This window comes from Shewanella sp. Koi 1, assembly GCF_052907445.1.
Genome location: NZ_JBREJM010000001.1, coordinates 1,356,703 through 1,377,769, shown reverse-complemented (window position 1 = coordinate 1,377,769; position 21,067 = coordinate 1,356,703). Strand labels below are relative to the sequence as shown.

The window sequence follows — 21,067 nt, the reverse complement described above, 5'->3', positions numbered from 1 at the left end:
AATCCCTATCGACTAAGGGCAAGACGCCGCGCCAATATCCGTCCATACTGCAGCGACACCGGGAACATCACCCTTAGTCCAGTATTTGGCTTGCCACTGACGACCGTTATAGCTAGTCGTTGCTCCGCCGTTGTAGGCAACGCCCGCATCCCAGCCTAACTCAACCTGACTCAACAATTGCCATTGGTCGGCGGTTCTTGAAGGTGTGTTACCTTGAGTCCAGTATTTCGCCTTCCAAACCAGTTGGTTATAACTCACGGTATCACCCGTGTTGTAAATGCTTGTCGCATTCCAAGCGGGATAGTTGGCCGCATTAGGGTCAGTTGCGTCACATTGACCGCCCGTCGCCTTAGGCGTCACGGTTAAGGTCAAGGCAGCACTGGCATCTAAGGCACCATCGGAGACCAATACACTCAAACTGTATTGGGTCGACTGAGTAACAGCTGGCGCCGTCACCACCAATGTGGCACTGTTTTGTCCACTCGCCGCCACGTCGTTTGGCACTGTCCATGCGTAGGTGAGGCTGTCGCCATCGGCATCGGTCGCCGTCGCATTGATGCTCACCGATTGCCCCGCTTCAACCGTCACACTGGCTGGCACAGTCACCACTGGCGCTTGGTTTGCCGTCTCGGCCTTATGGGTGAGAGTCACAGTGTCGGTTGAAGATAATCCCTCAGGATCTGTGACTCGCAGGCTAAACACATACACCACATCCGACGCCGCCCCGCTCAGTTGCACCGCAGCATTGGCCATATCCGCATTAGTGATACTTAAGCTTGGGCCAGAGACTTGGCTCCATTGATAACTCAAGGCGCCGTTTTCAGGATCCCGCGACGCGCTGCCGTTTAGCGTGACATCCGCTGTACCGGTTACCGTGATATCCGCTCCCGCGTTGGCAATCGGCGCTTTATTCGCTGGTGGCGTTGTGCCCTCGCCATGACCTAGACCTTCGTGCATGGCATTGAGAATGTCGCCATTATCGGCATCAATTTCCCAGGCGAACAGACCACCGAGCTGATTGGCCAGCACGTATTGACCCTTGGCTTTAACAGAACGAGCATCATCGAAGGTAATTAAATCACCCGTAGATGCATTAAACACCGATGGTGCTTCAGCGGTTTCATCATAGGCATAGCTCCAACCTGCGCCCATATAATCCTTGGCGATCTGGCGATAATCCACTACGCCCGCTTCCCAAGTGCCCTTCACTTTGCCCGTTGCAGTGCCCGTGAAAGGATTGTTACCGCTATAGCCATTGACCCCAGTCCAGCCGCGGCCGTACATAGCAGCACCGACCACAATCTTACCCGGGGTCACCCCTTGAGAGAGCAGGGCTTTTACGCCTTTGTCCGTGGAGTAACGGGTATTAGGATCCCAGCTCGCCTCATAGAGATTGGTTTGATGTCCCAGCTCTGTATTGGTCCAGCCGCCGTTAAAGTCGTAACTCATCAGGAAGATGTAATCCATATATTGCTGCGCCGCCTGATAATCGACCTTAGCAATCTTATCGCCGCCCGCACTGATGGCCGACGTCAGCTCATAGGTGCGTCCGGTTTCGGCGCTGAGCTCATCGAGCATCGCCCGCAGTTCACGCATCAGGGTGACATAGGTTTGTCCGTCATTGGCATTTCCTAAGCTTGGATTAGCGCCACTGCCGCCCGGGAATTCCCAGTCGATATCGACACCATCGAAGAACTTCCAAGTTTGTAAAAATTCCTTCACTGAGGCGACAAAGGTGTCGCGCTTGGTTTTATCCCCTAAAAAGTAGAAGGGATCCGAGAGCGTCCAGCCACCAACAGAGGGGAGGATCTTCAGATCGGGATAGGCTTGTTTTAACGCCATCAATTGGCCGAAGTTGCCTTTGTAGGGATCGGAATACTCATTCACACCCGCCTGCGGCATTTGCACTGCTGCCCAAGGGTCGTGGATCGCCACTTTAAAATCGGCACGGCCAGCACAGGCGCGCTGCAATGCCTCAAAGCTGCCTTCGATTTCCTTTAAGCTGTCGTTGATGCCATTGCCACCACAAATCGGGGTAAAGCCATATAAAATATGGGTTAAGTTTTGTGCTGGGATCTTATCGACGGGGAATTTACGTCCATAAACACCCCACTCCACAAAGTAACTTCCCACCACTTTGCCGGATTTATTCGCATAGGGACGATTGTTTTCCTTCAAGGGCGCATTGAGTGGCAGTAAATGACTGCCATCGGTATCGGCGACTAAGATTTCCCTCGCATCACTGGCGCTGCAACCTTCGTTATTACAAAGCTGCACACGCATTTGATAGCGCCCGCCCTTATTGACCTTGAAATTGGCCGTACCCGCCGCACTCGATGGACCTTCCCATGCCACATTTCCATTGAGTAATACCTGCGCCTTATTGCCGATATCGCCGTTATACAAGTTCCACGTCACCGACACATCGGCGGCATCTTTTACCGTCACTAATTGGTTATAGGCTGAGGCGGCTTGATTCACCTCGATAATGGCAAACTTGGTTTCCCCCCAACCTAAAGTCGGTTTACCGGGGAGCGCCGCAAAGGCTTGAAAACTGGCAGCGGATGCCAGCACCGAGGCCACCAACATCGCCGAGGTGGAGATTTGAGTCTTAAACATGAGATTTCCCTATTGAGTAAGTTATGCATCAATAAGGCAAACAAAGCGTAGACAGGAAACAACACTCTTAAAACCATGTGCGTACAACGGCAGCATGAAGAAACAACCTGTGGTATCCCCGCTATCATAGGTACAAACGAACCCTTAGACCGGAGGCTTTGCGTCCCAATCTTTCGATTGGTTTGCCTTTTTCACTAATGACAACGTTGTCATTACGTTGATTAGCATATGCCGCTACAGCGTTAAATTGCAACTAAATATTAACAAACGGGCCGTTATACCGATTATCAACGCAGGATTGGCTTTAAAGAAAAGTAAAATCATTGAGTACAAAAAATAAGCAATGAATTGTATTTAAAAGGATTGCTTATGCCATGGAGCCCTATCATCGACTCGTATCGCCAATAGGGAAGGCAATAAAAATAAATCGAAAGTCTTAAGAAAACGGTTTGCAAGGCGCAACTTGATAACTCGTGCAAACAAAAATGCGGTCATCGAATGAGGTGATATGCAGAGTGCACTGCAAACACACAAATCCGATGGCCGCATGCTGTTGTTCTCGACCTAATCTGAACCAATATCAGCGTAAGTAAGCCAAGATTAATAGCCTGAACGAACTTATCACGCCCAATCTTGACCTATTCGCACCTCAATCGAAAGCCGTTAGGCGGCGTCCTTCGAGTAATCCCTTGCCAAGATCACCGATAAGCCACGGCAGACTAAGGTCTCCATATCATCGACACGATTAATCTTCATTTCGGCTAACGGTGCACTGAGAGCCATGCGTCTTAAACTATCCAGACAACCCTTGTAGTACGGCGCGCTGTTCATCATGCCGCCCGCTAACCAAATCCGATTAGGATTAAACAGATTGACCGCCCACGCTAGCCCCATCCCCAGATAAGTACCGGCGAGATATAAATCATCGGCGGTGGAGATCTTACGGCTGCGAATAGAATCGCCGCTGGCGAGCTGCTCGAGACTAAACTCCCCCGCGTCCGTCATCACTCGGCAATGCCCAAGCTCCCCCGCCACTCCCGTAGCCCCCGTAAAAGCCTTGCCGCTCAACGCGATCGACATGCCAATTCCAGTGCCACACATGACTAACAACTCACAGGCATATTTTTCATCACAAGTTGCTTGCATACCGGCGTCGATATCATTGCAGATAAACTTAAGTTCGCCTTGGGTTTTCAAGGTTTCAAAGCTTAGCCCATTGAGACCGGGCAGCGATTTACAGGACACCAAACGATTCTGTTGTACGAGTCCAGGTACAGCGATCGCTAACTGGTAGTGCTGTAAATCATAATCCCGTTCCAGCGCCGCGATTTGATCATTTAAATCTTCAATTTTAAAGCCTTCACCCGTGGGGATTTTATATTGTTCTGTATGCCCCTTGAGTTGAAGTTCGAACAGGGCTTTGCTACCGCCCACGTCTATTGTTAATGTTTGCATCGCCAACTCCACTGATACATGTGCTCCCCTCTGACCCCGAGCGGAGATGGCGAATGTTAGCATAATGGGTAAATATTAGCGATTGAATAAAACTTAAGTAGCTAATTTGTAAGAATTAGTCGGAAGAACTGAGTGATAAAGATAACATTTCAATTTGGAAATTAGTTTAAGATCACAACCCTTGTTATCGCAAAGTGATGCCGAAAAAACAAAATTGTATACAAAATCCTTTATTCCATCCCCTTGCATCTTAGCCGTTGAGCTTGCGATAATCGCCGCCAATTCGCATCCTTTTCGCCAGCATTACGCATTATAATTTTGGCCGCCTACGTCAGCCGCCAATGCCAATATTTGGAGCCCCTATGTCGTTACCATCTTCATCACAATCCCTACAACCGAATAAGATTGCTAACCGTCTTGCCGCCATTCGTAGCGAACTCACCAGTGCCAATTTAGATGCCTTTATCATCCCGCGCGCGGACGAGTACTTAGGCGAATATGTGCCTGAGCATAACGAGCGTCTGTACTGGGCAACGGATTTTACTGGCTCAGCGGGCATGGCTATTGTCTTAAAAGACAAAGCCGCCATCTTTACCGATGGTCGTTACACGGTACAAGTGCGTCTGCAGGTGGATGCAAATCTCTTTAGTTATGAGAGCCTGACCGACACACCGCAAATCGAATGGCTATGCGATACGCTTGCCGCTGGTTCACGTGTAGGCTTCGATGCCCGTTTACACACCTTAGCTTGGTTTGAAAACGCCAAAGCCACGTTAGCGAAAGCCCAAATTGAATTGGTTGCCGTCGAACAGAATCCGATTGATAAGCACTGGCAAAATCGACCTGCACCATCGAGCGCAACTATCACGTTATTTAGTAATGAAAGTGCGGGCAAGACCAGTCTGCAAAAACGCACCGAGATTGGTGCACTAGTCAAAAAAGCCGGCGCCGATGTCGCGCTGATTGCCGCTTTAGATTCCTTCTGCTGGCTGCTCAATATCCGTGGTAATGACGTGCCGCGTCTGCCAGTCGTGCTCGGTTGCGCGCTACTTCACGCCAATGGCGATATGCAGCTGTTTACCGATTTAAGCAAACTCCCAGAAGGCATTGAAGAACACGTTGGAGCGGGTGTGAGCTTTAAGAGCGAAGCTTCCCTTGCCGATACCTTGGCAAGCTTACAGGGCGTGAAACTGCTCGCCGATCCCAATTCTGCCAACGCTTGGGCACAAAATATTGCCCGCGATGCAGGCGCCAAGTTAATTGCCGGAATTGACCCGGTCTCCCTGCCTAAGGCACAGAAAAATGCCGCCGAATTAGCGGGCATGCGCGCCAGCCATATCCGCGATGGTGTGGCCGTGAGCCGTTTCCTCGCTTGGCTCGATGCCGAGGTCGCGGCCAATCGTCTGCACGATGAAGCAACCCTCGCTGACAAGTTGGAAAGTTTCCGCCTCGAAGATCCACAATATCGCGAGCCCAGTTTCGATACCATTTCCGCTGCTGGCGCCAATGCGGCCATGTGCCACTACAACCATAACAATGGCACGCCAGCCATGATGACGATGGACAGCATCTACCTTGTGGATTCTGGCGCTCAGTATCTGGACGGCACCACGGATGTCACCCGTACCATCGCCATTGGTAACGTGACCGATGAACAGAAGAAAATGGTCACCTTGGTATTAAAAGGCCATATCGCCTTAGATCAGGCCCGCTATCCTAAAGGCACCACGGGGCAACAACTCGATGCCTTCGCCCGTCAATATCTGTGGCAACATGGCTTTGATTACGACCACGGCACAGGCCACGGTGTTGGTCATTTCCTCAGCGTGCACGAAGGCCCGCAGCGTATCGGTAAAAACCTCAATGCCATCGCCTTAATGCCAGGCATGGTGTTATCTAACGAGCCAGGTTATTACCGCGCCGACAGTTTTGGGATCCGTTTAGAAAACCTAGTGGTAGTGCAACACTGCGAAGCCTTAAAGGGCGCAGAGCGTGAAATGTATGAATTCGATGCCTTAACGCTGATCCCAATGGATGCTCGCCTTATTGATAAGAGCCTGTTAACCCAAGGCGAAATCGACTGGTTTAATGCTTACCATCAGAAAGTGTTTAACACCTTATCGCCATTAATGTCGGGTAGTGAGCTTGAGTGGCTGACAAAGGCAACAAAAGCCATTTAGCATTAAGTGGCAACAAACACTAAAGCCCAAGCCAATGCTTGGGCTTTTTATTGAGAGTCGCTTCAAGACCCGTTCCACCTATGATGTTACTGTTCTGACAAGCTAAATCACGACATTAGTCCAATAGTCGGGCTGATGTTTTTCACCTAAGCTCCTACCACTATTTAGGCAAATGAATCTATAACAGCCTTAGCCCGGCATAAGCTAAAAACAGACCTTATACAAAACTCTGAAATTTGCTTTTAAACAGGATAAACACTCGTTTGAAAGCGAATTAAAAATGCAATATTTGCAGAAACTTACAAAATTTAAAAATCATTACTTTTGTTGCGGGTAAAGCGAAAAACCGCTCTCCAATAACCACACAAAAATGATACCATTATCACATAATAAGCCGACTCCAATGAGAGCTGGCACCTGTTTTACCAGTTACATTTACCCAAAAAGTCGTATCGGCCCTGAATGGACACACTAAATGAGCCAGAGTAACCCTAGCCGCAGTAAAACCAGTCAACTCCACAGTAACGCACAAGAAGTCCGCCTCACACCACAAGACGAATTGATTTCCACAACGGATACCCGTGGGATCATTACCTATGTTAATCAACGTTTTGCCGAAGTATCGGGTTACAGTGCCGAAGAGTTAATCGGCCAACCCCACAGCAAAGTGCGCCACCCAGATATGCCCAGCGCCGCCTTCAAAGAAATGTGGGAAAAGCTGAAATCCGGCCAATCCTGGCGAGGCATAGTCAAAAACCGCTGTAAGAATGGCGGTTTCTATTGGGTCGATGCCTTCGTCTCTCCACTGTTTGAGAATGGGACTATCATCGGCTATCAGTCGGTGCGTATCCAGCCGCAGGCGGCCTATGTCAGCAAAGCCACGGATATATACCGCAGACTAGTGCAAAACAAGCCAATACCTAAGCCGCTGAGTTTGATGCAAAAACGATTTGTGTCAGCCGTGGTGGCCACCACAGGGTTACTGATTGCTGGTTACTTTTGGGGTTGGGGTGTGATTTTCGCAGGGGCGATTTTAATGAGCCTCAATCTGGCCATTTTCTACGATGAAGCCTTCCGCATTCCAGCCAAATTGATTGAAATGCAAGAGAAATATGACTCAATCAGTCGCTACATCTACTCGGGCGCCGACACTTCATCGATTCTCGATTTCCAATTGATCCTATTGCAAGCCAAGATGAACGGCGTGCTTGGCCGCACCCAAGATCAGGCCCACCACTTACATGCGATTGCCGATCAGCTGGTGGTGACGACAGAACAAACCTATGTCAGCCTAGACCAAGAAAAAAACCAGCTTGAGCAACTCGCCAGTGCGATGGAAGAAATGAGCTCAACCATTGCCGAGGTCGCACAAAATACTCAACTGACCTCGACCAGCATCAACACCGCCTACGATCTCTGCCTGAAAAGCAGCGCCAATATGAAGGCCAACACCCAAAAAGTTGAGCAATTAGCCAAATCCGTGGCCGATGCAGCCAATAATGCCCATCAACTCAATAAAGAAGCCGAACGGGTGGCCAGTGCCATGGGCGAGATTGACTCGATTGCCGAACAGACTAACCTGCTCGCGCTCAACGCCGCGATTGAGGCGGCTCGCGCAGGTGAGCAAGGCCGTGGGTTTGCGGTGGTCGCCGACGAAGTACGCGCACTGTCGAGCCGTACCCAATTATCGACCAACAGTATTTCCCAAAGCGTCGACAAGATGTTCAGCATGCTAAATGCCTGGGTGAAGGAGATGGAGCAAAGTCGGCAACATGCCGAGCTGTGCGCTAACGATATTCAAACCTCCGCCGAAAACGTCAACACCATTTACCAAGAGGTGAGTGAGATCCACACCTTTGCTCAGCAAAACGCGGTGGCCGCCGATCAGCAGCGTCAAGTGGTGCATGAAATCACGAACAATATTCACTCTATCACCCAAACCAGCAGCGAAAACCTCGCGGCAACCCATCAAATTGGTGATGCCGCCAATCACCTCAAACAAAACGCCGAAAAGGCACTCGGTCTGCGCCGCGCCTTTGGTTAACATGCCTATCGCACCATTGTCGATGCAGGCAATGGTGCGAATCGCTCTCCTCAGCCTTTCCAACGCCTTTATCCATATCAAAACCTGCTAACACTGCGTCATAAAGCCCAAAAGGTTAAAAAGTACAGGTTTTAACCGAAAATTTTGCTATACTCCGCGCCCGCCATTTTTATGCTCACCGTGCAGTAAAACTGGATGAGGAAATGCGTGACCAAGCGCATGATAGTTTGACTCAGATGTTAAAGTGATTGCATTCGAGTCTAAGCGTTTGAGTGATTGAATAAGTGAACAACAGGAATCCAAAATGAGATTTGAATCTTTTAGTTTTTGCCCCGAGATTTTACGCGCTATCTCAGATTGCGGTTATCAAAAAATGACACCTATTCAGCAGCAAGCGATCCCCGCCATCCGCCGCGGGCAAGATGTGCTCGCCAGCGCGCAAACGGGCACAGGTAAAACGGCGGCATTCGCATTACCTATACTGCAAAAGATGGTAGAAAATCCCAGCGAGACCTTAAAATCGAACGCACGGGTATTAATCTTAACGCCGACTCGCGAGCTCGCAGCTCAAGTCGCCGACAATGTTGAAGCCTACAGCAAGTATTTAAATTTCAGCGTGTTAACCATTTACGGCGGTGTAAAGGTTGAGACTCAGGCGCAAAAACTTAAACGCGGTGCCGATATTATTGTCGCGACGCCAGGGCGTTTGCTCGAGCACCTTACCGCCTGTAATTTAAGCCTCTCTAGCATCGACTTTTTAGTGCTCGATGAAGCCGACCGTATGTTAGACATGGGCTTTAATGCGGATATTCAAAAAATCCTCCAAGCGGTGAATAAGAAGCGTCAAAACCTATTATTCTCGGCCACCTTCTCGAGTGCGGTGAAAAAACTGGCCAACGACATGATGGTCAAGCCTCAGGTGATCAGCGCCGATAAGCAAAACACCACCGCAGATACCGTGAGCCAAGTGGTGTATCCGGTTGAGCAGCGCCGTAAGCGCGAACTCTTATCCGAACTGATTGGCAAGAAGAACTGGCAACAAGTGTTGGTCTTTACCGCGACGCGCGATGCGGCCGACACCTTAGTGAAAGAATTAAATTTAGACGGCATTCCCTCTGAAGTCGTCCACGGTGAAAAGGCGCAAGGTAGCCGTCGCCGCGCACTGCGTGAGTTTATGTCGGGTAAGGTACGTGTCTTAGTCGCGACCGAAGTCGCCGCCCGTGGCTTAGACATTCCAAGCCTTGAGTATGTGGTCAACTTCGACTTACCCTTCCTCGCCGAAGACTATGTGCACCGTATTGGCCGTACCGGCCGCGCGGGTAAATCAGGGGTCGCAATTTCATTTGTGAGCCGTGAAGAAGAGCGCACCTTGGCGGATATTGAAAAGCTTATCGGCCAAAAAATTCGTCGTATTACCGTTCCCGGATACGAAGTTGGTAGCCGCGACTTGCTGTTAAAGCAGCTACAAACCCGCCGCAGTTTTGCCAAGAAACAACAGCGACTCGACAACGTGAGCGAGCAGATCATCGCCGAAAAAAGCATGCAGGGCCGCCGCGTGAAAATGAAAGTTGGCCAAGCCCCAAGCAAGGCAAAAAAGCTGAAATAACTCCCGATATAGGCAACTAAACCTCACCAAGGTGTCTAGTCATCAAAAGCAAAAAAGCGTCCCAAGGGACGCTTTTTTATTGAGCCAATAATGGGCTTAAAATTACTTAACAACTTGAATTTTAGGGAACGGATATTTTCCCTCTTGGATGTCTTTATTCGGGCCGTACATCCGCATAATGATGTAAGCGTCCTTCTCCGGGATAGGCAACCAATTACTGTTACTCTCATCCCCCTTAGCACTCAGTTCAATGGTATACATACCATTGGCATCGGGTTTAAGGTTGCGATCACCACGGCTATGACGATTAATTGCGTTGTGTGCCATCAAGCGGTTATCTGAACCATAAACCGTAAATGACCAGAATTGACTCACCTCTGGTGCTTTAAAATGCATCACGTATTTTTTGCCATTTGAACCATTGAGAGATTTACCGTCATCGCCCTTTTCCTCCTTCAGATAAACGGACTCATCGGGTGGCAATCCCCATTGACCAAGATAAGTGCCTTCGGCGAAAAGGTCACGAGCACCATCACTCAACTGCTCACGAGTACCTAATAACTTACCCGCATTGGTCATTTTAGGTGCTAAATCAATAATGTGTTTCATACCTAACTTTTCGCCGACCTTAGCGGCAGCAATTTGGGCTGCCGTGAAGTCTTCCTTACAAGGGGCCAGACCAATATCCTTAAACTGGGCCAACCATTGCTTATCTGCAGTCCCCATATCACCATCGCAGAGCATATAATTGACCCTTTGCAACCAATTAGTCTTCTCTGGATCGAGGTAGGTACGCACCTTAGGTTTAGGACCTGCCACACCAAGATAGGCAGACAAAGTACGGATATTCCAATCATCCATATAATTTAACGCAATTTTCTCATCCTCTTTGCCAACGGCCATAATACGCCCCATCAGCTTGATCAGATTCGAATCCACATAAATCACTTCGTCTACACTCGCGGGGACATCTCCCTTCCATGAGCGGGCTGCAAACATAAAGCGCCCACCTTCATTCCCCCTCAGACGAGAACCAATCATAGAGGTTGTGTAATGGCCCATATCCATCGTATGGAGGATCCAATAGCGTCCTTTATCCATATCGGGCACGCTTACGATCACAGGTTCGGTCGCCACATCCAACCATCCCATTAAGTGCAGGGTATCGTTGTTAATTGTGGGATGCGCGGTGTAAGTATCATCGGCAATATGGCGAATATTTTGGAAACGATTTAGCGGAGTATCGGTTTTAACTGCTGTTTCGTAGAAAAACTTATAGGCTTCATCTATGGAATAACCATAAATAAATGCATCCTGTGCATTTTTATCCGAAATAGATTGTGCAAAAACAACTTGGCTCGTCATGATTGCGGCGAGGGATAACAGTACTTTTTTCATCAACAACTCCTTGTATAGATTGAAAATAGCCAAAAACCCAAACTCATCGTTCAACATCAATAGTGCAGTGTTCTACCGATAAAGATGCCAACAAATATGAGCACATAGGACTCGTGATTCATCCTAAAGCCATTTATGCTCGACCACAAGATTGAATAAGTTGCTCAATTGACAACTCAACTCCAACCGAGTGCTTAACACCCAACATGGCTCAGGCTCTAGGATATAAACAGGCCAAATATCTGTTTAAGCCTGTGCTCATCAATGGGATTTTCGCCGCGCCAACCCGCAAGCGGTAAGATGATGTCAGAGCAAATACTGCCCGGATATTTGATATTGCAGATCGCTTCAAATGGCGTAAATGCCTCATAAAGCGGCGCAACATAGGGATTTGGCATGATGCCAAGCTCCGCTAACACCATCAATTGGCCACGGAAACTGTACTGATTAAAATTGGGGATAATCTTGGCTTTCTTCACCCTTTGCTCGAGTTTTCCGGGTGTTTCATCTAAAGGAGCCTGACGGATAGCTTCAATTAACGCACTGAAGATGGCCACATCCTCGGCACTGGGTTTACAAGGCGATAGCGTACAAAACTCTTGTAATTCTATGAGATTGTGCGCCCAGCGCTCGTTCCACACACTGCCAGCGTAACAGGAAAAGATTTTTTGCCCCTGCTCAATCCAGTCAACGCGCTTGATGGAACACACAGGACAAATGTCACTATCGGTTGCCATCGAATGTTCTGGTAGCGCCTTAGCAAACAAATAACTGAGAATGGGTTGACGACCGCGAGGGAAGCTTGAAAAACCACATAAATAGGCCGCCAGTACATTTTCGAGGTAAAGATTCGGCTGCTTTAGTATCGCTTTATAGCCGAGCACCACATCATCATGACTCAGGTTAATCTTGTCGTTGACCGGATAGCCACTCTGTTCAATCAATGCGATTTCCGCATCAGATAGGCCTTGATAGGAGTAGATATAGGTTCCCGTATCGACATCAAACACATCGCCATTATCGATTCTTTGTTGGTAACCATGCTCGTCTTTGCGGTACGACTTTTTATAATAGACTTTCTTTAATGCGTTAAATAATCCCTTATCCATTTACGGCTTTCCTATTGAAAAAATTACCAAATATCATTTCAGCCTTTCAAGGCGGTGGCAATACTACCACTTTCGCGTTCGGCGCCCCACCTTAGCTCACTCGAGCTGCTGACTCCATTAGCTCACTCAATTAGCCCACGTTATCGGCTCACACCATTGGCTTATATGAGACTAAAACGAGCTCGCGGGATTGAGCAGCATTACTTTAAAAACACCACAAAATCTGGATACACACTGCAATAAATTGCTGCATTCGCCGTTCTTATAACAGTCTTCCCCATTCACGACCCAACAAGCGTACAAACCAGAGCCAATCGCTTGAATTGATAGAATAACCCATAACACAGAGAGATTACTTATGCCGTCCCTACTACAGCGCTTTTTACTGACCACCAGCCTACTGCTTGGCAGCTTTACCACGCTAGCTCAACCTATTGCTAAGGATGAATATTCGGTTAGCCCCCTGCTCAATGGCGAGCAAATTCCCGCAATTACCTTACAAGATATGAATGGCCAAAGCGTTGATTTAGCAAAATTAACCGCACAAAAACCAACCATTTTCTTCTTTTACCGTGGCGGCTGGTGCCCGTTTTGCAACAACCAAATGGGGCAACTAAAAGCCATCGAACCTAAACTTATCGACATGGGCTTTCAACTGGTGGGGATTTCCCCTGATACGCCCGCACAGTTAAAGGCATCGGCCGCTAAAAACGAGCTTAAATACCAGCTGCTTTCCGATGAAAAAATGCAGGCATCGCAAGCCTTTGGTCTTGCCTTTTACACCAGCAAACAAGTCACTGATACTTATTTGAGTCGCTTAAAACTGGATAACCCACTGTGGACAACGCCCGAAGGCGATAAGCGCTTAGTTCTGCCTGTTCCGGCAATTTATATTGCTGACACTCAAGGATTAATCCATTTCCAATATGTGAATCCCAACTATAAGGTAAGACCTGCACCTAAGTTGATTCTGACGGCCGCCAGCCTCGTCGGAGCACCAGAATAATCCATCCCCTGTCCAAACAGCCGCTAAGAATCGTTATCGATTTAGCGGCTGCTTTGCTAAACTAGCTTGGCCGCAATCGATACGACACGTTCCATTAGATCAATCCTTTAGCCCGCGGCGGAGCCACAATGAATTCTCAAACCTATAACCAAGCCGTACTCGAACTCGCCCGCGCGGGTCTAGCCGATTTAACCGCCTCAGCCCAAGCTAAAAAAGCCCAACGCACACCTGCGCAGGAGAGTCATTTTCTGTGTAACTGGATGGTTGAAGCGCTCAAGGAAAAGCGTTTCTCGAAACTGGTGGCCGACGATCTCACGGCATGGATCCGTATGGCGCGCAGCCAAGGTGCTGGCGCCGAACTTAAGCGGTTATTGGAAAGAATTGTTCATCAATATCAGAGCGTTGAAAACTCGCACGTGGAGTTAGGTACGGCATTAAACGCTATGATTGCCGAGTTAACTCAGCTCGAATGGCTAGTGTTTACTGACACCGAAATTAACACCAAACTCAAGCTGGACGCCGATGGTCAATCGAGCTTAGTAATTGATGTAAAAGAGTTTACACAACACATCCAAGCTAATCAGCTCATCAAGCCTATCAACTTGTATGTTCGCGCCGATGAGCAGCTGTTGACTCAAATCGCCCTCTCCCATGGTTTGCTGATAAGCCAAGGCAATAAAAAGACCAGCCCGATCAAGCACCATAAAACCTACCAAATTTACCCGCACAATCAGCTGCCCGCCTTGTGCTTACTCTTGGCTTAAGCCCAAAAAGCTGCTTGAATAGGGAAACTGCGCTACGGATAACAAATTTTTCACAATGGCTAGGTAAGATGTAGCGCAGTCAAAGCGAAGCTCGTTCAACCAAGGAGTGAAGGACAAGATGGGTAAAGGAAGTATTCTCTATCGTTGGCGAGCGCACGCCGTGTTATTACTTCTATTATTTACGACTCCCTCCTTTGCCCAATTACTCAAATACAACATCACTGGCTCCTATTCTTGGTATCCCTATTTTATTGCTAACCAACCCGAAGCCCCTGGCATGGTGTCTGAGTTAATCCCACTGATTTTATCCTTAGCCAATATCGAGGGCGAAAACCTGTCCTTGCCACCGAAACGGACGAACAACGCCCTTGAAACCGGCCAGTTAGACTTTGATGTGGTCAGCCCAAGTTGGTTTGCGGATCAAGACTTTGGCCCCTCGTTCGTTAAATCCGATCCCATTATGCCCATCACAGAATACGTAGTGACCAGACCCGAGAATGTCGAATCCTTTAAGGAAGTCGCTGAAATTAAAGGCAAACAAATCGGTACCGTCAGGGGATATTTGTACCACGACGACAAAGAGTTTATCCGTGTCGATTTTACCTCGGAGCAAGAGCTGATTAAGGCATTGGATAAACACCGCATCACGGCCATTATAGCAGGTAACTATCCCGCCTTATATTGGTCGAACAAGCTTAAGATCCCCGTTGGATTGGCCACGGTGCATTCCGATGGCGTATTGGTGTTAAGGCTACGTAAGGAGCATGCCGATCTACTGCCAGCACTCAATCACGCGATAGCACAGCTAAAAGCCGATGGAAAAGTGGAACAGATTATCCAGAAATACACCCAAGCCTTTGCCAGCTAAACCGATAAAAGCGCATGTTTCCAAGTGCTCACCAGAAAATGGCTCTGCAATAACGCGGCAAGCTTTGTCTTTTTCAAATAGCAAAGATGAAATGGATAGTTAAGAGGATGCCGCGTTTAGCGCAACCTTAGGTTTTAACACCAAACGCTGCCCCTGATTCAGATGGGTGGTACAGGCGACCCGCAATAAAGAAGCAAAGTTAGCCACTTCGCCCTGTCGAGTTAACACTTCACGGTAAATACGGGTTAAAAACACCGCCACACTCAGCTCAGCATCTTCGGCAATCTCTTCAATAATCTGCCAAAAAATCGCCTCAAGCCGCACGCTCGTCACGACCCCATCGATTCGAATGGAGCGGGTTTTGAGTTCAAACAGTTCGGGTTCGGCACCGGAATAGATTTCACACACAATATTACTCCCCAAGCAGCTATTGCGCTTAGCTCTAGCCATTGCGTCTTGCTTAAGCCCTTAGCAAATACTCAACTTAAGCCTCTACCTGAACTGTTATGCCATAAATAATGCTAGATGAATATCGTTAATTCAGTAACTTGTTAAACTGCGCCAACCATGCAGGATGCGCAGGCCATGCGGGCGCAGTGACTAACTTGCCATCGGTGATTGCCGCCGTCACTTCAATATCACAGTACTCGGCGCCCGCTTGTTTCACTTCGGGCGCGCAAGCTGGATAGGCTGACACTTTCTTACCGCGTACCACATCGGCCGCCGTCAGTAACTGCGCGCCATGGCAAATGGCGGCAATGGGTTTATCTTGGGCGGCAAATTCCGCCACCAAGGCAATCACCGTAGGGTTTAGGCGTAAATACTCAGGTGCACGGCCACCGGGAAGCAGCAGCGCATCAAAATCACTGGCGTTGGTACCGACAAAGTTGCCATTTAGGGCAAATAAGTGCCCTGGTTTTTCGGTATAGGTTTGGTCGCCTTCAAAGTCATGGATTGCCGTTTTAATGGTTTGTCCCGCCACTTTATCAGGGCAGACAACCGTTACGCTGTGACCCACCATTTGGAGGGCTTGGAACGGCACCATTAGCTCATAATCTTCAACAAAATCACCGGCGATGATCAAAATATTGGCCATGAGAAACTCCTTTTATTCGATAAGGGAAAACGCAACATCGGATTTCACTCTACTCCGACCATTAAATTTAGGGTAATAGTGGAATACTACAAATTGGCGCTGCGGTTTCAAACATAAAAAAAGCGCCCGCAGGCGCTTTAATCTAAACTATTAATATCAATTACTTATCTTTGGCTCTATCACTGTATGTTGCTGGCTATAACCATTTAATCCGCTATTGGCCGACTTCACGACATTTAAGGCTTCGGTGGTTAAGGCATTATTGCCATTGAGTAAATCATTTAACGTGCCAGACTCCGATTGCACTAAGCCTAACTCTCGCAACATAGCATCCACCACTGGCGCATTGGCGCGGTAGTTTAACGCGGCGCTGGTGACTTGCTCGGCGATACCGCCTTGATGTGCGACTGCGCCATCGGCTCCCGATGCCAATTGATTACCTGCGCCATAACCTTGAAGGATCTTAATACCTTCGATATTTTCCAACGGTTTAACCGCCTGCGCGACAATCTCAGGCAGTGCTTTTAAGATAGCGAGGGATTTTTGCAGCGCAATCTGCTCATCACGCAGCACGTTTTCCGCTTCGTACAGAGCTTGTTTACCCGCCGCTTCAACCGCATAGACCTTCTCGTCGGCCTCGGCTTGCAGTTTCTTGGCATCGGCACTGGCGCGGGCTTCAATCAGAATTGCGCTCGATCTGTCTTCGGCGGCACGTTTTTCCGCCTCGGCTTGTACTGTCACGCCTACCGCATCGCGCTCCGCTTCTTTGCGCGCATCGATGACCTCAATCTCTTTACGACGATTCGCCTCAGCCACTTGGCGCACCGTAATAACCGCTTCTTCTTTCTCTACCTTGGTTTTTTCCGCTTCGGCGGCGCGGGCACGGGCAGCAGACTCTTCTTCCGACTTCGCGGCTACCGCGATGTGTTTTTCCTGCTCGGCAACTTCGATATCACGTTGCTGTTGAATACGGGCCTGTTCGATAGATTTGCGCTTTTCAATCTCGCGGGTTTCGATGTCTTTGGTCTTTTCAATTTCCGCAGTTTCGATTGCGCGCTCTTTGGCAATTTCAGCTTCGCGTTCTTCACGGGACTTGTTTTCTTTTTGCTTAATAATTTCCGCTTTTTGCTCGGCACGCTTAAATTCGAGTGACTGCTGCTGCACCAGACGCGCTTCTTCTTCGGCCTTTTCAATCTCCAGCGATTCTTTTTCAGCTTCTAGGTTACGCTGCTCGATCTTGATGCGGTTTTCCTGCTGGATATCGTTGGTCTCTTTACGTTTTTCTTCAATAATCTTAGCTAAACGTGCACGACCTTCGGCGTCGAATGCGTTATTTTCATTGAAGAATTGCAGATCAGTCTGGTCAAAACCCGTCAACGAAACGGATTCGAGTTCTAACCCGTTTTTCTCGAGATCGTTAGCGACGTTATTCTGTACCCGCTGGACAAAATCGGCGCGCTGCTCGTGCATTTCAGTCATGGTCATTTCCGCGGCGACCGCACGTAACACGTCAACAAACTTAGATTCCATCAGCTTTTTCAGCTCTTCCACACGCGTGGTACGGGTACCTAAGGTTTGTGCCGCCATCGAAATGCCTTCGGCATTGGGCGCCACACGCAGATAGAAGTCGGCCTTCACATCGACACGCATTCTATCCTTAGTGATCAGCGCATCTTTTTGGGTTTTCTCCACTTCGATGCGCAGGGTATTCATATTTACGGCTATGGTTTCATGCAGCACGGGTAAGACGATTGCGCCGCCGTCCTTAATAATTTTTTCACCACCAAAACCCGTACGTACAAAGGCCATTTCCTTCGTCGCACGTTTATATAATTTGGCGAAAATCAGACCAATCACAATCAGGCCAACCAATACCATTCCGGCAACTAACAACACGAAGTTGCTCGAACTGGTTACATCATTTAACACATCCATTTGCTTTCCTTTTTCGTTAATGGCTTTGGAAAATTAATTATCAAAGCGAGTCGCAGACCAGACTCTTCCTTCTCGTTTTAGCAGCACCACTTGCGTGCCACTGGCAAACTCGATACCCGAGGTTTCGGGTTCGACTAATACATAATGTTTTTGTTGATGTTTATCCCGCACCACGGCTTCCGATGGCATGCCCTTCATGGCGCAGCCTAAGGTGATAGTACCGACGTAACCACTTAAATCATCAAGGGATATGGCGGTGGACTCATTCTTAGGGAGTAAATCGGCCAAGATCCGCCCGAGATAGCGACAGGCAAACGCACTGCCGACCACAGCAATAGGTAAGGTGAAGAGTTGCGGTAACAAGATGCCCGTGAATAGCAGGCTCAGGTAATTTGCAATATAACCGACAATCGCAAAGCTGGTCAGTGCCAGCACAAACCAGATAAGTAAGGGTAATCGATTCAGACATAGCCAGCCCGCAATCCCCGTCAGGCCAGTACCACCAATATCGGCATCATAATCCACATCGGCGGGCACCCATTGGTCGAGCGCACTCATCATGCTTAACCCTATGACTAGGGCTAAGGCTTCAAACACACCAAGGACAAGCACGCAGGCGAAGGCAATAGTGTAAGGTAGGTTAGGCTGTTCAACTAAAAACGCCCACATAGTCATCTCCTTGAACGATACAGCATTCCATTTACTTCACTGTAATTATCAACTTACGAGTGACAGAATAGCAAGGCGAGCCTAGTTTCCAAACAAAAAATTCACCCTAAAACGGATTTTGACTAAATCCTTGCTGCGCCAGAATCGCATGGGCTGTCATCGCAGACAGGGCCATATCGACGCCCGATAACAAAGAAGCGTTGTGTAAGTCAAAATAAGCGGCGCTCTGACCACAGATATAAAACTTCACCCCGTGGGCCACTAAGGTTTTCACTAAGGCTTTATTGGGGTTTTGCGCCCCGTTGTGCTGCTTGGCATAAAAGCTATCATCGGCTAAATCGCCAACGGCACTGCCATGCACCACCATCGCTAGCTCAATATCGCTTTCCTTAACGCCAGCCGCCACGTGCATATTAATAAAACGGGCAAGGCTGTCGAGCTGACGATTCACTTGGCCGACATCGGCCGCCTTACTCATATCGAATGCCACCTTAAACTTCATCCCAGCAGGGATCGCAAGGTTGCTTTCGACCTTAGCCACTTGACCAAATTCGGGGATAGCCGTTCCAGGCGCAAAGCTCTCGGCTCCGGCATGGGCGGCACTGGATAAGCCAGCCAACAGCGCCATGGTCATGACTTTAAGGGTTTTAGTGTGATGTGATTTTGGCTGCATGATATTATCATCCTGTTATTGTTATTTTTTCGTGCTAATAGATAACGACAGCACCTTAAGATTGAGTCTATGGATACCGCTATGAACACCAAAGAACCTACGCCAAGTTACGATAAACTCACGGCCCATTTCCAGAAAATTTCACATTTTGAACATTTTAGTGCGCTTGGTGATTGGGATCAGGCCGCCATGATGCCCCTCGGTGGTGGCAGCGAGCGTGGCGATGCGATGGCAGAGCTGGCGTTACATATCCACAGCCTTAAAACGGCGCCAGAGCTTGGCGATAACCTCGCACAAGCCTCGCAAGAGGCGCTGAGCCCAGAACAACAGGCCAATCTGAGGGAAATGCAATATCAGTATCAACAGGCGACCTTAGTGCCGGGTGAGCTAGTACAGGCCAAAACGAAAATGGCCTACCAGTGTGAGAATGCCTGGCGCGAGCAACGCAAAAACAATGATTGGCAAGGTTTTAAACCGAATCTAAAAGCGGTGATTTCCCTCGCGAGGGAAGAAGCCTTAATTCGCGCGCAGGCCCTGAACATCTCCCCCTATGATGCCCTGCTCGATAAATTTGAACCTGGAATGACCACGGCAAAGCTTGAGCAGACCTTTGGCGACTTAAAAACGTGGTTACCCAGTCTTATCCAAGATGTGCTGGCAAAACAAGCCAGTGAACCCAAGCTTAACCTTAACGGCCCCTTCGAAATCAAGGCACAGCAAGCCCTAGGCCAAGCGGTGATGGCCTATTTAGGGTTTGATTTTAACCATGGCAGGCTCGATATCAGCAGCCACCCATTTTGTGGTGGAGTGCCAAGCGATGTACGCATCACGACGCGTTATAACGAAGACGATTTTAGCAGCGCTATCATGGGCATAGTGCATGAAACTGGCCACGCCCGTTATGAACAGGGCTTACCGAAACAATGGCGCGGTCAGCCCGCAGGATTGGCTCGCTCCATGGGCGTCCATGAGAGCCAAAGCTTATTTTGTGAAATGCAGCTCGGTGCCAATCCCGCGTTTTTACGCCAATTACAACCACTGATTAAACAGCATTTGGGCTGTGAGTTTAGCGCCCAAGACTTGGCAAGACACTATACCCGCGTCAATCCCGGGCTTATCCGTGTCGATGCCGATGAAGTCACTTACCCTTGCCACATTCTATTGCGCTTTGAAGCCGAAAAAGCCTTTGTCGACGGTAGCCTGAGTGTGGATGATCTCCCCGATTTTTGGTCAAGCCAGATGCAACAACTGCTCGGGATCAATACCGATGGAAACTATCGCGATGGTTGTATGCAGGATATCCATTGGGCTGTAGGTGAATTGGGATATTTCCCAAGTTATACCTTAGGCGCCATGTATGCCGCCCAATGCCGTTTTGCGCTGGAGCGAAGCTTAGGTCCGATTGAAAACCTTATCGATAACGGGCAGTTATCCCAAGTATTTGACTGGCTTGGCAGCCATATTTGGTCCAAAGGCTCATTACTGACAACGGATGAACTCATCATTCAAGCCACAGGCGAACCGCTCAATAGCCAGTATCTTGCCAAACATTTGAAGCAACGTTATTTGGGGTAAACGCCGTAAGCAGCCGAGATAATCGCAGCACTGGCGAGTTTCAAAGCTTTTGCTGCGATTTGGGTATATA

The 21,067-nt window shown here is 48.7% G+C and carries 16 protein-coding genes and 1 riboswitch; of the genes, 7 read left to right on the top strand and 9 right to left on the bottom strand.

Going from position 1 to position 21,067, the window contains the following annotated elements; genetic code table 11:
* Positions 1–12 precede the first annotated feature (12 nt).
* Positions 13–2,619 (bottom strand): glycosyl hydrolase family 18 protein, encoded by a 2,607-nt coding sequence (locus ACUZ8J_RS06130; RefSeq protein ID WP_446693348.1) that lies wholly within the window; start codon positions 2,617–2,619, stop codon positions 13–15.
* Positions 2,620–2,727: 108 nt separating this feature from the next.
* Positions 2,728–2,816, bottom strand: a riboswitch (cyclic di-GMP riboswitch).
* Between the two features lie 466 nt (positions 2,817–3,282).
* A complete protein-coding gene (locus tag ACUZ8J_RS06125) occupies positions 3,283–4,074 on the bottom strand; it encodes an ROK family protein (RefSeq protein WP_446693347.1) in 792 nt (263 codons plus the stop codon).
* Positions 4,075–4,436: 362 nt separating this feature from the next.
* Between ACUZ8J_RS06125 and ACUZ8J_RS06120 the strand changes: the two genes are divergently transcribed.
* The 3 genes from ACUZ8J_RS06120 to ACUZ8J_RS06110 all read left to right on the top strand — a co-directional run bounded on the left by ACUZ8J_RS06120 (position 4,437) and on the right by ACUZ8J_RS06110 (position 9,904).
* The gene (locus ACUZ8J_RS06120) at positions 4,437–6,254 is read left to right on the top strand and encodes an aminopeptidase P family protein (RefSeq protein WP_446693346.1); all 1,818 of its coding nucleotides are present in this window, start codon (positions 4,437–4,439) and stop codon (positions 6,252–6,254) included.
* A 475-nt stretch (positions 6,255–6,729) separates the two neighbouring features.
* Entirely contained in the window at positions 6,730–8,298 is a 1,569-nt protein-coding gene (locus tag ACUZ8J_RS06115) for a methyl-accepting chemotaxis protein (protein WP_446693345.1), read from the top strand.
* Positions 8,299–8,602: 304 nt separating this feature from the next.
* Positions 8,603–9,904: a DEAD/DEAH box helicase gene (locus ACUZ8J_RS06110; RefSeq protein WP_279769550.1), complete on the top strand. Its 1,302-nt coding sequence runs from the start codon at positions 8,603–8,605 to the stop codon at positions 9,902–9,904.
* Positions 9,905–10,006: 102 nt separating this feature from the next.
* Here the strand turns inward: ACUZ8J_RS06110 and ACUZ8J_RS06105 are convergent, their stop codons facing one another.
* Together ACUZ8J_RS06105 and ACUZ8J_RS06100 are read right to left on the bottom strand one after the other, a co-directional pair.
* Positions 10,007–11,302, bottom strand: coding sequence for a DUF1254 domain-containing protein (locus ACUZ8J_RS06105; RefSeq protein ID WP_126511680.1), 1,296 nt, complete (start codon positions 11,300–11,302; stop codon positions 10,007–10,009).
* Positions 11,303–11,520: 218 nt separating this feature from the next.
* On the bottom strand, positions 11,521–12,411 hold the full coding sequence (locus ACUZ8J_RS06100; protein ID WP_446693344.1) for a hypothetical protein: 891 nt from the start codon (positions 12,409–12,411) through the stop codon (positions 11,521–11,523).
* A 358-nt stretch (positions 12,412–12,769) separates the two neighbouring features.
* Between ACUZ8J_RS06100 and ACUZ8J_RS06095 the strand changes: the two genes are divergently transcribed.
* The 3 genes from ACUZ8J_RS06095 to ACUZ8J_RS06085 all read left to right on the top strand — a co-directional run bounded on the left by ACUZ8J_RS06095 (position 12,770) and on the right by ACUZ8J_RS06085 (position 15,049).
* Positions 12,770–13,417, top strand: a complete 648-nt coding sequence (locus tag ACUZ8J_RS06095) for a peroxiredoxin-like family protein (protein WP_445782369.1) — start codon at positions 12,770–12,772, stop codon at positions 13,415–13,417.
* A gap of 128 nt (positions 13,418–13,545) precedes the next feature.
* A complete protein-coding gene (locus tag ACUZ8J_RS06090) occupies positions 13,546–14,181 on the top strand; it encodes a DUF2913 family protein (protein WP_446693343.1) in 636 nt (211 codons plus the stop codon).
* 118 nt (positions 14,182–14,299) lie between these two features.
* Positions 14,300–15,049, top strand: coding sequence for a substrate-binding periplasmic protein (locus ACUZ8J_RS06085; protein WP_109285479.1), 750 nt, complete (start codon positions 14,300–14,302; stop codon positions 15,047–15,049).
* Positions 15,050–15,148: 99 nt separating this feature from the next.
* Here ACUZ8J_RS06085 and ACUZ8J_RS06080 read toward each other — a convergent pair whose 3' ends face one another.
* From ACUZ8J_RS06080 to ACUZ8J_RS06060, 5 genes are all read right to left on the bottom strand, one after another.
* Entirely contained in the window at positions 15,149–15,457 is a 309-nt protein-coding gene (locus ACUZ8J_RS06080) for a ribbon-helix-helix domain-containing protein (RefSeq protein WP_086903349.1), read from the bottom strand.
* Between the two features lie 127 nt (positions 15,458–15,584).
* Complete coding sequence (locus ACUZ8J_RS06075; RefSeq protein WP_086903321.1) at positions 15,585–16,145, bottom strand: DJ-1/PfpI family protein; 561 nt, start codon at positions 16,143–16,145, stop codon at positions 15,585–15,587.
* Between the two features lie 156 nt (positions 16,146–16,301).
* Entirely contained in the window at positions 16,302–18,080 is a 1,779-nt protein-coding gene (locus ACUZ8J_RS06070; RefSeq protein WP_011717851.1) for a flotillin family protein, read from the bottom strand.
* Between the two features lie 33 nt (positions 18,081–18,113).
* A complete protein-coding gene (locus ACUZ8J_RS06065; protein WP_446693342.1) occupies positions 18,114–18,749 on the bottom strand; it encodes a YqiJ family protein in 636 nt (211 codons plus the stop codon).
* A 106-nt stretch (positions 18,750–18,855) separates the two neighbouring features.
* Positions 18,856–19,422 (bottom strand): DsrE family protein, encoded by a 567-nt coding sequence (locus ACUZ8J_RS06060; protein WP_446693341.1) that lies wholly within the window; start codon positions 19,420–19,422, stop codon positions 18,856–18,858.
* Between the two features lie 69 nt (positions 19,423–19,491).
* Between ACUZ8J_RS06060 and ACUZ8J_RS06055 the strand changes: the two genes are divergently transcribed.
* The gene (locus ACUZ8J_RS06055) at positions 19,492–20,997 is read left to right on the top strand and encodes a carboxypeptidase M32 (protein WP_446693340.1); all 1,506 of its coding nucleotides are present in this window, start codon (positions 19,492–19,494) and stop codon (positions 20,995–20,997) included.
* The last annotated feature ends 70 nt before the right edge of the window (positions 20,998–21,067 follow it).